Raw genomic sequence first — 13,052 nt, 5'->3', positions numbered from 1 at the left:
AAGATTAAAACTAACTTTAGGCTTTAAATTCGTCTAAATTCAAATGATTCAAAACGAAATGAAAAACTTTGTCAAATATACATCAATTGGTTTACTTAGTTCAGTTATTTTTTTCGGCTTTTCTACTCCAATTTTAGCTCAAAATAATACATCAAAAACGATAGATAATCATTCAACTATTCTTGTTGGAGCAGAAAATACAACGCAATATCTTTCGAAACTAAAAGGTAAAAAAGTTGGTTTAATTTCAAATCAAACAGGAATTGCTACAATTAATGGAACAACGATGCATACAGTTGATTTGTTGTTAAAAAACAACATAAATGTTATAAAATTATATTCTCCTGAACATGGTTTTCGTGGTGATGCTGATGCTGGAGCGAAAGTAAAATCTGGTGTTGATTCTAAAACAGGCTTGCCGATTGTTTCGCTTTATGGCGACAATAAAAAACCAAAAGCAAATCAAATTTCGGATGTTGATGTTTTGATTTTTGACATGCAAGATGTTGGTGCTCGTTTCTATACTTATATTTCCACTTTGCATTATGTAATGGAGGCTGCAGCTGAGAATGGTAAAAAAGTAATTGTATTGGACAGACCAAATCCGAACGGACATTATGTAGACGGACCAGTGATGAAAAATGAATATAAATCGTTTGTTGGTATGCACAATGTTCCGATTGTTTATGGAATGACGATTGGCGAATATGCACAAATGATAAACGGTGAAGGTTGGCTAGCAAATGGTGTAAAAGCAGATTTGGAAATTATTCCACTTATCAATTATACCCATCAATCCAAGTATAATTTACCAGTAAAACCATCACCAAATTTACCAAATGCTCATGCGATCAATTTGTATCCAAGTACATGTTTGTTTGAAGGAACAAACGTCAACGAAGGTCGTGGAACAGATATTCAGTTTCAAGTTTATGGTTCACCATTCCTAAAAAATATGCCTTATCAATATACGCCAACTTCAAAACCTGGTGCAACAAGTCCAAAATTCAAAGATGAAGTTTGTTACGGTGAAGATTTATCGAATGTTCCGTATCAATCTGCCATCAATTTAAAATGGCTTATTAATGCGTATAAAAACAATACGAAACAACCTTTTTGGACGATGAATGGTAAAAAGTTGTGGATTGATCAACTTTCTGGAACTGATGAATTGCGCAAACAAATAGAAGCAGGTTTATCAGAAGAAGAAATAAAAGCAACTTGGCAAAAAGATTTGGAAGCTTTCAAGAAAATAAGAACAAAATATTTGATTTATAAGGATTAAATTAATGCAAGTTAAAAGAAGCGTTCTTCAGAAGCTGTCTACAAATGAATTAAATTCTTATATCAAAGATGATTCTAGATTTGTTCCTGAAGCAATAAAAATAGCTTTCGAAATTTTAAAAAATGAACGAAATGTTCAGTTTTCTGAAATTGAAACAACTCGAATTAAAAATTTAATTTCATCTAAAATTATTTATCATGAAAAAGAAAAAAAGAAAAATTCTTTCGAACCAAATTTAGTTGAAGACATTGAGGAGAATAATGAAGTTCCAAAACTTCATACTAAAACTGAAATTGTTTTTCATTCAAGCGTATTTTTTTCTTTTATTGGAGCTGTATTATTCTATAAAAATCTAAAAAAAATTAAAGACATTATGCTCTTTCATTATGTCATTTTAGTTCTTTTTAGCCTTTTAATGTTAGTTTTTGATTATTATTTGTACGAATATATAGTTAATCATCAAGAAGAATTATCACATATTAAATACAAACGTTTTGGTAATTTCGGGATATTTATAACAATTCGTGGAATAGCAAATTTCATTCTTATTAGTTTAATATGGAATTACTTTTTTGGAAAAGATTTTAAGTATAGGGAATTAAAATAATTAAAAACGGAAGCCAAATTTGACTTCCGTTTTATATGTTTTAGAATGATTATTTTTCTCCTACAACAGCAGAAATAGATTCGCCTAATTCTTTTACTTTTTCATATAATTTTGTTGAACCTTTTTCAAATTCAATTGTAATTTTTCCTTCTCTTGCTTTTATTTCTAAGGAATCTCCTTCTCTCCAAACGTAATTTTTTCCTTCAGTCACTGGTTTTCCAAATACTTTTCCGATTTCTTTGATTGCATTTGCCGACTTTGGTTTATCAAAAATTGCTGAGTATGAATATACTTCGTTGCTATCACTCACACTAACTGAAACATTAGAATGAGTTGTTGAACTTGAATTTTTGCTAACTGATTGTGATTTAGCTGTTTGTCCGTTACAAGCAAAAGCTATTAAAGTTATTGCGATAAATAATGTCTTTTTCATATTTTTATTTTTTTATAAAATTCTGAAAAAGATTAATTTGCATTGGTTAATGAACGGTTAACGAAGCGTTAACACAAAACGAGCTACAAAATAATTGTAGCTCGTTTTTAAGTATTAAATTTATTTATATTTTTTGTCGCAAGAATTTTATCTCCAAGATTTTTAATTTTATCTACAATTTCTTGATTATCTGTACTTTTTTGAATCTCCATTTTAAGTGAATTATCATTCAAAATAATTTCAAAACTTCCTCGTCCAGTCCAGATATAACCAGATTCTTCCAAAATTCCTTCACCAAATTCTTTCTCGATTGTTTTCTTTATAATCTCTTTTTTATCCGAATTAAAAGTTCCTTTCATCGAGTAATAAGACTCCGTATTATTCGCTCTCAATTGTGCAAAAACTGCAAACGTTAATAACATTAAGAACAAGCTTAAATATTTTTTCATTTAAGGTCTATTATTTAAGATAAATATATGAAATTTTTCAGCAAAAAACATTTTATAATTCGTTTAATATTTCAATAGTTAAGAATTCTCCAGTCATCGAATCAAAAGAAAATAAACAGTTTAGACGACTATAATCATTTGCCAAACGATTTGGATCATTATTAATAATTCTTTGATAATCATTATTTTTACGAATCTGAGTTTCATCAACATTTCTATTCAAATCAAAAATATTTTGACCTTCATAAACCTTACAAATTGGATTTGGAGAAAGATAAAATTTAATCGAAACAATCATTTCATCAACAATTTTCATCGAAATACCTTTTTCTTTGTACAATACAATTTTTCCTTGAGAAATATTTTGCTCTGAAATGTCAGATTCAAATTCAGTTTGAAATGATTGAAATAATTCGTCATTTACCGATTTTCCTATCAAAGAAAAATACTGATTTGGATTGGCTTGAAATAAGTTTGTCATATTCTATAGAATTGATTTCATAAAAAAACCTTTCAAAAAATAGAAAGGTTTTGATTAATTATTGAGTTAAAAATCTTAGTTTTCTTTCAAATAAACTCCATCAGCTTCAAAATTATATTGCAACTGAGGTTTTGTAATTTTCGCAATTTCTTCTTTCGATTTTCCTGCGTCTTCTGCATAATGGCGCAATTTCTCAACAGAAATTTCACTTACAAAAGCTTTTCCGTGCACGACAACATTTGCTTTTTCACCATCTAAAGGCATAAAAAATCCATAATCTTTGAAACGCACAAACGACTGTTCTTCGCCTTTTCCAAGATCAACTTTCATCCAACAACCTTTCTTTTTGCAAACAGATTCTATCGTCGAAACAAACTGAACATTTTCCAAAGAATCACCACTTTTCATTTTATCGTATAACTTTCCAAGTTCATTTTTCGTCAATGTATTTTTGATATCAAACGATTCTCCATACACTTGATACGCGTATAAATCGTCTATTTTTGCGGTTCCGTTATCTAAAATTTTTGATTGAGATTTAGAAGCTTTTTCAGTTTTAACCTTGGTTTCTTTTTTCGTTTGAGCATTAGTTGTCAAAGCAAAAGATGTTAAGGCACAAAAAGTTAATATATATTTTTTCATATTAATTTTATTTAGTTCAAATTTAAATAATTATCCATCAATAATTTAATATTTGGATAAGAATTTTCTAATAACTCAGGAATTTCATTCTCTTTTTTCCATTCAACCGACTCAATTCCTTCTTCAGTTTGTGGCAAAGGCAATTCAACACCGTCATAAAAAACTTCGAACCAAAATGTTTCTTTGATAATATATTCTCTCAAAAAATAAATATGAAAAGTTGGTATTAAAAATCGTTTCAACTCCAAATTTGTCAAACTACACTCTTCTTCAATTTCACGAATTGCAGATTGTTCTCTCGATTCTCCTTTCTCCATTTTACCTTTTGGCAAATCCCATTTTCCAAGTCTAAAAATGAACAAATAATCGTCTTGCGGATTACGAACAATTCCGCCCGCAGCTTGTATATGTTTGTAATATTTTAAGAATTTCGTCCAAACATCATCAATATCTTCACTAAAAATATTGACTAAAGTTGCTGCTTTTGATGATAATAAATGAAAAGATTCATCAAATTGAGCTTCATTTTGAAACAAAATATTTTTTGCTTCTGGATTAGATTGGTTGCTGAAAGTTAACAAACTTTCATTAAAAAAAACTTTGTACATTTGAACGATTTGTTACAAATTTATAAAAAACTCACAAGGATATGAAGGTAAATACAAATAAAGTCCGTTTTGCAAAAAATCAACAAGAAGCATACACTTTTTTGTTGGATATGAAGAATTATGAGCAATTGATGCCAGAGGATACAAAATCGTTTGAAATTCACGAATCTGGAAAAGGATTTACGGTTGGTGTTGGTGCTTTACCAAAGGTTGGAATGCGTTTGAAAGAGACAGTTGAGCCATCGAAAATTGTTTTCGAATCTCCTGCACCTGCTTTTGAATATACTTTGACAATTTCTATTGATGCTGTTGATGAGAATTCGTCTGATGTTACGTTAGATTTTGATGGAAATTTCAATATGATGATCGAAATGATGGCAAAAAAACCATTAACATCTTTCATTGAAACTATTGCAGAAAATTTAGGAAAAATAGGCTAAGACTATTTTTCGATAAATAAAATTCCTAAAACTGTTAAATAAACTTTATATTTTAAAGTTATTTAGCAGTTTTTTTATCTAAATTATTTTTTATGAAACACTTTTATTCAAAAATAATTCTCCTACTCTTTTTTACTTTTACACTAAATAGTTTTTTATTTGGTCAATATATTCTGGTAGATACATCTTTATCGAAAGAAGAATTAATTGATAAATTTATTGGAACAAACACAGGTTGTATTACTATTTCTAATATTAATATTTCTGGATACAATAGATCTTATGATGAAATAAGCTATGGTTATTTTACAAAAGGAACTAGTAATTTTGATCTTTCCGAAGGAATTATTTTATCTACTGGAAAAGCAAAAGCTGCTGAAGGTCCAAATGCTACTTTACAAAGTTTTTATGGAATTAATTGGGGAGGAGATCAAGACTTAATTGATATTTTGATACAATCTAATTTACCTCATGACAAAATTTTAAATGCTACATCTCTCGAATTTGATTTTGTATCAAACCTTACAACAGATCAAATTAGTTTCGAGTACATGTTTCTTTCAGAAGAATATCGAATTGATAATTGTGATTATTCTGATGCTTTTGCCTTCTTAATCAAAAAAGCAGATAATTCTGAACCTTATCAAAACATTGCATTAATTCCAAATACAACTATTCCTGTTACTTCATTAACTATAAATGGCGCAAGAGATTGCCCTCGAAATATATCATATTTTGGAGGTTTTAATTCTGCAAATAATCCAACGAATTTCAATGGACAAACAAAAGTTTTGAAAACAAATGCGCAAATAGAAGCTGGTACAAAATATCATATCAAATTGGTAATTGCTGATCATGGAGATTCAAAAGGTCGTTATGATTCTGCTGTTTTCTTGAAAGCTGGAAGTTTTATAGGTTCAAAAAGTTTAGGTTCTGATGTTGTATTATGTCCTGGAACATCTGAAACAATAGATGCGACAACGACAAATGCTACAACCTATAAATGGTACAAAGATGGTGTGGAAATTAGTGGTGAAACAAATGCAACATTAGTGGTAGATGAAACAGGTTATTACGAAGTAGAAATCACATTGAATACTGGTTGTTCTTTGAAAGGTCACATTAATGTTTCTGTACAAGAAGAACCTCAAATATATCAAGATCGTTTTTCTATTTGTGATGATGATTTAGATGGAAAAACACAAATAAATTTAGACGAATATACTGATCGAATTGTAGAAGATTATTATTCTGCTCATCAAGTGAAATATTTTGAAACGGAACAAGATGCTAAAGATAATATTCCTGCTGAAATAACGAATTTCGAATTAAATGAAATTCAGACATCTAAAGAAGTTTGGATTCGTGTCCAAATCGGAACTTGTAAGCCTGTTATTAAAGAAATTACTTTTACATTAAATCATTTAAGTGTTGCAAACGTAATTCCTCCAATAGAAATTTGTGATGAGAATTTAAGCAATGATGAAGAAATTGTTTTATCCGATTATGTTGATGACTTGGTTACAAATCTTGAAGGCTCACCGACATATTACTTAAATGAAATTGATGCTAAAAATAAAAAAAATAATATCAACACAACACAAATTATAAATTCAGATCAAACATTTTGGGTAAGATTTAAACAAAATGGATTATGCGAAAACGTTGCTCCATTGCATTTTATTTTCAAACAATCTGGAAAATCATCAACCTTAAAAGATCTTACAATTTGCAAAGGAACAACAACGACTTTAGACGCAGGTCCAGGATTTAAAACTTACGAATGGTTACATAATGGCGACAAAAATCAATCAATTACAAATGTTCCTGTTGGAACTTATTATGTGAAATTAGGATTGAATGGTTGTTTTTATACACAAGAAGTAAAAGTTATTGAAGCCGAAGATCCAACTATTCAATCTATCGAAATTCAAGGTTCTACGGTGACCATAAAAGTCACTGGATCTACGCTTCCATATCTGTATTCATTGGATAACGGCACTTTTCAATCTTCCAATATCTTCACAAACGTAACTTTAGGAACTCATACAATTTCTGTGAAATCTGCAGCTAATTGTTCGCCTATTTCGAAAGAATTTTCGCTGATTAAACTAATCAATTTTATTTCTCCAAATGGTGATGGTAAAAATGATGTGTTGGATTATTCGCAATTAAAAAGTAAAATCAATCCGAAATTTATCATTTATAATCGAAAAGGAAAATTATTATTTACTGGTTCGGAAGCAAACAATTATACATGGGATGGAAAACTGAATGGAAAAGCGCTACCTTCCGATAGTTATTGGTATATTATCGAATGGACTGAACCAAATTCAACTCAAACTCAAAAATTTGAAGATTGGATTTTATTAAAAAGTACTTATTAATGAATAATTGGATAAATTTTCCTAAAAAGGATTTGATGCTCGAAATTTATTTTTCTGAACAAAATATGGAGGACAAAACTTTATTATTTTGGAATCAAATTAAAATTTCTCCTGAAATATGGAAATGTGATGATGTTATTGAGGATAATTTTTGGGTAGTTGCTGTATACGAAAATTATTTGATTTGGTACAATGATATTGAAGAAGGTTTTAATGTTTCAAGATTCAAAATTAAAGGTGAAATAGTAGAATATAACGCTTCTAAAGATGAATTAAATTTCGCAATTGAAGCGCTTAAAAATAAAATCGAATCTATTTAAAACAAAAAACCAGAAGATTAACTTCTGGTTTTATTGTGATATATAATTTCAAATGATTAGCTCATTGATTTTTCGAAGCGTTTACGATCTACTTCTTTTAAGTGAATTTTACGTAAACGGATGAAATTTGGAGTTACCTCGATACATTCATCAGCTTGGATATATTCCATACATTCTTCCAAAGTCATTTCTGTTTTTGGAGCGATAGAAGATGAATCATCTTTACCAGCTGCACGGATATTGTTCAATTTTTTAGCTTCAACAACATTTACTACTAAATCATTGTTACGAGAATGCTCTCCGATAATCATTCCTTCGTAAACTTCTTCACCTGGCTCGATAAAGAATTTTCCACGATCTTGTAATTTATCAATAGAATAAGGAGTTGATGTACCTTGATCTTTTGAAATAATTACACCTGCAGAACGACCAGCGATTGCTCCTTTGAATGGTTTATATTCTAAGAAAGTGTGTGCCATTACAGCTTCACCAGCAGTAGAAGTTAACATTTGAGAACGTAATCCGATTAATCCACGAGATGGAATTTCGAATTCTAAGTGTTGCATTCCTTCTTTCGCCTCCATAACTAATAAATCACCCTTACGTTGAGTTACTAAGTCGATTGCTTTAGAAGAATAATCATCTGGAACATCAATTACTAATGTTTCATATGGTTCACATTTTACACCATCAATATCTTTTAAGATTACTTGTGGCTGCCCAACTGTTAACTCATAACCTTCGCGACGCATCGTTTCGATTAATACAGATAAGTGCATGATACCACGTCCGTAAACTAATTGTGTATTAGAATCTTCTGTTGGCTCTACACGTAAAGCTAAGTTACGCTCTAACTCATCTTCTAAACGCTCTACTAAGTGACGAGAAGTAACAAATTTACCATCTTTACCAAAGAATGGAGAGTTGTTAATTCCGAAAGACATATTCATTGTAGGCTCGTCGATATGCATAACTGGTAATGCTTCTGGATTTTCTGGATCTGCAATTGTATCTCCAATTTGGAAACCATCGATACCAACAACAGCACAAATATCACCCGCTTTTACCTCAGTAGCTTTTACTTTACCTAAACCAGCAAATGTATATAATTCTTTGATTTTATGTTTTTTGAACGTTCCATCAGGTTTTGTTAAAGCAACCCAATCCCCTTCTTTAATAACACCACGGCTTACTTTACCAACTGCAATACGTCCTAAGAATTTAGAATAATCTAAAGATGTAATTTGCATTTGTAAAGAACCTTCGTAAGCTTCTGGAGCAGGAACATGTTCAAGAATACCATCCATTAATGGAGAAATATCGTCTACACGTACATTTTCTGTATTGAACCATCCTTGTTTAGATGAACCATAGAATGCTGGAAACTCCAATTGCTCTTCTGTTGCATCTAAGTTGAAGAATAATTCGAATACTTTATCGTAAACTTCATCAGGACGACAGTTTTCTTTATCAACTTTGTTAATTACTACTAAAGGTTTTAAACCTAATTCTAATGCTTTTCCTAATACGAAACGAGTTTGAGGCATTGGTCCTTCAAAAGCATCTACTAATAAGATAACACCATCAGCCATTTTCAACACACGCTCAACTTCACCACCAAAATCGGCGTGGCCAGGAGTGTCGATAACATTGATTTTTACACCTTTATACTCTACCGAAGCATTTTTAGAGAAGATCGTAATCCCTCTTTCGCGTTCGATATCATTGTTATCCATGATTAATTCACCTGAATCTTGGTTTTCTCTGAAAACGTTTGTTGAGTGAAGAATTTTATCAACCAAAGTAGTTTTACCGTGGTCAACGTGTGCGATAATCGCAATATTTCTAATGTTTTGCATCCTTGAAATTTATGGGTGCGAATTTACGATAAATTATTTTTAATTACTATAGATTTTATTTAATTTAATGAAATCGCAACAAACGCATGTTATTTATCTTTTTTTATTACCAAAAGGGTTGTATGATATGCCAAAGTTGAAATAGAAAGATGACTTTGGTTTATACTCGTATATATAGTCATTAAATGATTCATTTTTTTCAAATATTCTTCCAGTAGGAATGCTACGTAGCCCTGTTTTTACAGTACCAATAAAATCACCAATTCTATGTTCATACATTACACCACTATTAATTTCTGTTTGTCTAAATTCAAATGTTTTATTCGATTGGTCAAAATAGAATGATGTAACATCCATTTCACTACCAAGAGAAAATCGACCATTATTAAATACATTTTTTTTCATCATTACTCTTTTTGGGAGTATGATATCGGCTATCCAACCATTTTTAAATTTATGCTCATAAGAAATAATTGGAAATGTAGGTACTTGCGAACTTGGGTCTATAATTACAGCTAAACCTAAAAGTAATTTAGTTCTTTCGTTTGCTGTAATCATTATACTACCTGTTAGTAAACCACGGAATCTTTCAAAACTATTTTCGTTTCCATCAACTGATGCAGTAGCAGAATAAATAGCTGTTTTTTTCCATAATTTAGAAATATGACTTGCAGTTACGGCTTCTGAATGATAATGAAAGTTTTGTTTCGTTTCGTTCATAGTAGAACTAAGGTTATCTATATTTGCTGTAGTGTACTTATAATTAAGTGCTGTAGATATTGTCCATTTTTCTTTTTTGAAAAAATACAAATTAGCATTTGCCTTTATTTGTTGAAAGTTTTTCACTTTACTTTCTGGTAAATTAAAGTTGCTATCCTCTAACTTTTGAGAAAATTTATAAGGTGTAAGATTTGTATATTCTACATTAAGTACACGAGTAAAGGGGAATTTATCTGCAACAAAAGCGACAGCTCTTTTTTGAACACTATCCTTTTTTTGAGCGAATGATAAAGTTGAAAGTAAAAGCAATAAACATGTAATTGCTTTTTGTTTTATTGAATACATTAATTTTTATTTGATTTCGTGAATACTCGATTGAAAAAAATTGAAGACAAATACTTTGTCATAAATCTTACTGATATTGTGTTCTTCTATCGTTTTTAAAATTGACTTTAAAGTTGTATCTAACTTGTCATTTACAAGAACAAACCAAGATTCTTTGTTTCTATTTATAGAAATTGTTTCGTTATTTCTAAGATTAGAAATATCCATTAATTTCACTTCTTTAATAATTTCATTTTTTTCAATAATACAAAAATCATGATGTATACAATCTACAATTTCTAATGTCGGATCGTAGCATTGAATAAAACGATTAAGATCTGTTATTTGAATAATTTTATCTTCTTTTTCTGTTGCAGAAAAATCTAGAAGATTTAATTTATTTACCCAATGATTAAAATTTTTCACACTCATACTTATTTATATTTTGTAAAATGAATGGCTAAGAAAAGTATAAAAAAATGGTTTTAATAGTTTTTTATACCAACACTAGATTTTTTTATACCAACCAGAAAAAAAAAGAAGAAGTATAATAAAAACAATGGTTTGTATAAACTTTAATAATGGAATAGATTTATCAATTACCTTTGTTATAGATAAGATTTTTTATAAAAATGAATTCATTGTTACCTCAATCAAAAAATCAAAAAATTATAAATTTTCTAGTAGATAAAAAGTTTAGATTTTCTCGTCATTTGCTTTTTATTGCTGGATTTTTATTAGTGATATACAGTTCTGCATTTGTATCTAATTATTATGGTATCTATAGATATTATGTTATTCTTTTACTGTTTGTCGTATTTGTATTAAAAACATACATCAATATTTATATATTGGTTCCAAAGTTTTTTTTTAAAGGTTACTATATTTTATATCTATTACTATTAACAATTTTAGTTTATGTGGGTATAAATATTATTGGTCAATCATTAGATGTGTTTTTTGGAAAGTATAGAATAGCAAGTCCTAGACAATTTGGTGAAAATATAAGAAGAGGTTATGAAGGGCTTATAGTTGTTGTGCCAATTATTATGATGACTACAACATTAAAGCTTTTTCAGAAATGGATTGAAGATAGTAGGCAAATATCTGAATTAAAAAATTTGACATTTTCAATGGAGATAAATGAATTGAAAAATCAAATTAATCCTCACTTCTTATTTAATATGTTGAATAATGTGAAAGCATTAATTAGAAAAGATCCAGAAATAGCAACTGTAGTTATCATGAAGCTTTCAGATTTTTTACGTTATCAGCTATATGAGAATAATGAAGAAAAAACACCTGTTTCGTCAGAAATAAAATTCCTTACCAATTTTTTAGAATTAGAAAAAATTCGTCAAGAGAGTTTAAATGTAAGTATAGAAAGTGAAGCTAATAATAGTTTATTAAATACAACTTATATTCCACCCAATTTATTTACCACATTTGTTGAAAATGCAATTAAGCATAGTGTAAATTTAAATGATGAGTCAACTTATATAAAAATTGAAATTGCGATAAGTAATGATCAATTACATTTTGTTTGTAAAAATTCAATAGATCCAAATTATATAATTCCAAATAATAAATTTAAAGGCTTAGGACTTCCTAATATCACCAGAAGGTTAGAACTTTTATATGAAAAAACGTATTCTTTAAAAATTAATGCGACAAATGAAGAGTATTGTGTAAACCTAATAATTCCGATATGAATTGTATTATAATTGATGATGAACCTTTGGCAAGAGAAGAAATGGAATTGCTAATTAAAGAAGTTTCCGAATTAGAAATTATTGGAAAATTTTCTAATGCAATGTTAGCATCAAAATTTCTAGAAACAACAGTGCCAGCTATTATCTTTCTTGATATTGAAATGCCTTTTGTAAATGGATTAGAGTTTGCAAAGAGTATCCCTAAAAATAGCCTAATAATTTTTACGACGGCTTATTCTCAGTATGCAATAGATGGTTATGAGTTAGATGCGATAGATTACTTGTTAAAACCAATAGATAAAAACCGTTTAGCGAAGGCTGTGACGAAAGCTGTGTTTTATCATCATCTTCTTTTTAATAAAGTGGAGGAAAATACAATAGAAGAAAATGACGATAATTATTTATTTATAAAAGCAGATCGTAAGCAATATAAAATAAGCTTTGCTGAAATTTTATTTATTGAAGGTTTAAAAGATTATGTTGTACTTCATACTAAAACGAAGAAATTAATAACAGCAATGAATTTAAAAACAATTCATCAAAAAATAAATGCAGATCATTTTATACGTGTTAGTAAATCGTATATCGTAAATACACAACATATTAATTCTTTTGATAATCATACAATTTATATTAAAGAATTTGAAATACCAATGGGGGAGACGTATCGTTCAGATTTTATGCTAAAATATTCGATAGGAATATTAGATTAAAGTTTCTAAAAAAGAATAAAATAAAAAAGCCAAACATTGCTGTTTGGCTTCTTGTGACCTGGCTGGGGCTCG

The 13,052-nt window shown here is 29.2% G+C and carries 15 protein-coding genes; 7 read left to right on the top strand and 8 right to left on the bottom strand.

Translation table 11 applies throughout. The features are described from left to right. Window positions 1–58: 58 nt before the first annotated feature. The gene (locus B3792_RS03235) at window positions 59–1,285 is read left to right on the top strand and encodes an exo-beta-N-acetylmuramidase NamZ family protein (protein WP_286494646.1); all 1,227 of its coding nucleotides are present in this window, start codon (window positions 59–61) and stop codon (window positions 1,283–1,285) included. A 4-nt stretch (window positions 1,286–1,289) separates the two neighbouring features. Further along, window positions 1,290–1,892, top strand: a complete 603-nt coding sequence (locus tag B3792_RS03230) for a hypothetical protein (RefSeq protein WP_180904946.1) — start codon at window positions 1,290–1,292, stop codon at window positions 1,890–1,892. Window positions 1,893–1,941: 49 nt separating this feature from the next. Here the strand turns inward: B3792_RS03230 and B3792_RS03225 are convergent, their stop codons facing one another. From B3792_RS03225 to B3792_RS03205, 5 genes are all read right to left on the bottom strand, one after another. Beyond that, window positions 1,942–2,325, bottom strand: coding sequence for a hypothetical protein (locus B3792_RS03225; RefSeq protein WP_115001364.1), 384 nt, complete (start codon window positions 2,323–2,325; stop codon window positions 1,942–1,944). 107 nt (window positions 2,326–2,432) lie between these two features. Then, window positions 2,433–2,774: a hypothetical protein gene (locus tag B3792_RS03220; RefSeq protein ID WP_115001366.1), complete on the bottom strand. Its 342-nt coding sequence runs from the start codon at window positions 2,772–2,774 to the stop codon at window positions 2,433–2,435. A gap of 52 nt (window positions 2,775–2,826) precedes the next feature. Next, window positions 2,827–3,255, bottom strand: a complete 429-nt coding sequence (locus B3792_RS03215; protein WP_286494648.1) for a hypothetical protein — start codon at window positions 3,253–3,255, stop codon at window positions 2,827–2,829. Between the two features lie 75 nt (window positions 3,256–3,330). Next, complete coding sequence (locus tag B3792_RS03210; RefSeq protein WP_260391928.1) at window positions 3,331–3,897, bottom strand: DUF4920 domain-containing protein; 567 nt, start codon at window positions 3,895–3,897, stop codon at window positions 3,331–3,333. An 11-nt stretch (window positions 3,898–3,908) separates the two neighbouring features. Beyond that, complete coding sequence (locus tag B3792_RS03205) at window positions 3,909–4,505, bottom strand: NUDIX hydrolase (protein ID WP_125348791.1); 597 nt, start codon at window positions 4,503–4,505, stop codon at window positions 3,909–3,911. Between the two features lie 41 nt (window positions 4,506–4,546). Between B3792_RS03205 and B3792_RS03200 the strand changes: the two genes are divergently transcribed. The 3 genes from B3792_RS03200 (at window position 4,547) to B3792_RS03190 (ending at window position 7,652) form a co-directional block, all read left to right on the top strand. Further along, window positions 4,547–4,945 carry a hypothetical protein gene (locus B3792_RS03200; RefSeq protein WP_038334509.1) on the top strand — a complete coding sequence of 133 codons (399 nt, stop codon included), beginning with the start codon at window positions 4,547–4,549 and terminating at the stop codon, window positions 4,943–4,945. Window positions 4,946–5,037: 92 nt separating this feature from the next. Next, window positions 5,038–7,332: a choice-of-anchor L domain-containing protein gene (locus B3792_RS03195; protein WP_291068849.1), complete on the top strand. Its 2,295-nt coding sequence runs from the start codon at window positions 5,038–5,040 to the stop codon at window positions 7,330–7,332. Then, window positions 7,332–7,652, top strand: a complete 321-nt coding sequence (locus B3792_RS03190; protein ID WP_180904948.1) for a hypothetical protein — start codon at window positions 7,332–7,334, stop codon at window positions 7,650–7,652. Before B3792_RS03195 ends, B3792_RS03190 begins: the two co-directional genes overlap by 1 nt. 56 nt (window positions 7,653–7,708) lie before the next feature. On the opposite strand, the gene typA is transcribed toward B3792_RS03190, so the two are convergent. From typA to B3792_RS03175, 3 genes are all read right to left on the bottom strand, one after another. Beyond that, entirely contained in the window at window positions 7,709–9,511 is a 1,803-nt protein-coding gene (gene typA, locus B3792_RS03185; RefSeq protein ID WP_291058951.1) for a translational GTPase TypA, read from the bottom strand. A gap of 93 nt (window positions 9,512–9,604) precedes the next feature. Beyond that, complete coding sequence (locus B3792_RS03180) at window positions 9,605–10,576, bottom strand: DUF6268 family outer membrane beta-barrel protein (protein ID WP_115001382.1); 972 nt, start codon at window positions 10,574–10,576, stop codon at window positions 9,605–9,607. 6 nt (window positions 10,577–10,582) lie between these two features. After that, window positions 10,583–10,987, bottom strand: a complete 405-nt coding sequence (locus B3792_RS03175; protein ID WP_115001384.1) for a hypothetical protein — start codon at window positions 10,985–10,987, stop codon at window positions 10,583–10,585. Window positions 10,988–11,187: 200 nt separating this feature from the next. Between B3792_RS03175 and B3792_RS03170 the strand changes: the two genes are divergently transcribed. Continuing rightward, the gene (locus B3792_RS03170; RefSeq protein ID WP_291058948.1) at window positions 11,188–12,267 is read left to right on the top strand and encodes a sensor histidine kinase; all 1,080 of its coding nucleotides are present in this window, start codon (window positions 11,188–11,190) and stop codon (window positions 12,265–12,267) included. Beyond that, window positions 12,264–12,980 carry a LytR/AlgR family response regulator transcription factor gene (locus B3792_RS03165; protein ID WP_115001388.1) on the top strand — a complete coding sequence of 239 codons (717 nt, stop codon included), beginning with the start codon at window positions 12,264–12,266 and terminating at the stop codon, window positions 12,978–12,980. The genes B3792_RS03170 and B3792_RS03165 overlap by 4 nt, the downstream gene beginning before the upstream one ends. Window positions 12,981–13,052: the final 72 nt, after the last annotated feature.

The organism is Empedobacter sp. UBA5924 (genome assembly GCF_002431085.1).
Classification (GTDB): Bacteria; Bacteroidota; Bacteroidia; order Flavobacteriales; family Weeksellaceae; genus Empedobacter; species Empedobacter falsenii_B.
This window is presented reverse-complemented; position numbering and strand designations above follow the sequence as displayed.

Excerpts from the sequence above, each read along its gene's own strand:
- B3792_RS03235 (WP_286494646.1), top strand. The coding sequence starts at position 59 with ATGAAAAACTTTGTCAAATATACATCAATTGGTTTACTTAGTTCAGTT.
- B3792_RS03190 (WP_180904948.1), top strand. The coding sequence starts at position 7,332 with ATGAATAATTGGATAAATTTTCCTAAAAAGGATTTGATGCTCGAAATT.
- B3792_RS03175 (WP_115001384.1), bottom strand. The coding sequence starts at position 10,987 with ATGAGTGTGAAAAATTTTAATCATTGGGTAAATAAATTAAATCTTCTA.
- B3792_RS03225 (WP_115001364.1), bottom strand. The coding sequence starts at position 2,325 with ATGAAAAAGACATTATTTATCGCAATAACTTTAATAGCTTTTGCTTGT.
- B3792_RS03170 (WP_291058948.1), top strand. The coding sequence starts at position 11,188 with ATGAATTCATTGTTACCTCAATCAAAAAATCAAAAAATTATAAATTTT.
- B3792_RS03230 (WP_180904946.1), top strand. The coding sequence starts at position 1,290 with ATGCAAGTTAAAAGAAGCGTTCTTCAGAAGCTGTCTACAAATGAATTA.
- B3792_RS03195 (WP_291068849.1), top strand. The coding sequence starts at position 5,038 with ATGAAACACTTTTATTCAAAAATAATTCTCCTACTCTTTTTTACTTTT.
- B3792_RS03210 (WP_260391928.1), bottom strand. The coding sequence starts at position 3,897 with ATGAAAAAATATATATTAACTTTTTGTGCCTTAACATCTTTTGCTTTG.
- B3792_RS03165 (WP_115001388.1), top strand. The coding sequence starts at position 12,264 with ATGAATTGTATTATAATTGATGATGAACCTTTGGCAAGAGAAGAAATG.
- B3792_RS03205 (WP_125348791.1), bottom strand. The coding sequence starts at position 4,505 with ATGTACAAAGTTTTTTTTAATGAAAGTTTGTTAACTTTCAGCAACCAA.
- B3792_RS03215 (WP_286494648.1), bottom strand. The coding sequence starts at position 3,255 with ATGACAAACTTATTTCAAGCCAATCCAAATCAGTATTTTTCTTTGATA.
- B3792_RS03180 (WP_115001382.1), bottom strand. The coding sequence starts at position 10,576 with ATGTATTCAATAAAACAAAAAGCAATTACATGTTTATTGCTTTTACTT.
- typA (WP_291058951.1), bottom strand. The coding sequence starts at position 9,511 with ATGCAAAACATTAGAAATATTGCGATTATCGCACACGTTGACCACGGT.
- B3792_RS03220 (WP_115001366.1), bottom strand. The coding sequence starts at position 2,774 with ATGAAAAAATATTTAAGCTTGTTCTTAATGTTATTAACGTTTGCAGTT.
- B3792_RS03200 (WP_038334509.1), top strand. The coding sequence starts at position 4,547 with ATGAAGGTAAATACAAATAAAGTCCGTTTTGCAAAAAATCAACAAGAA.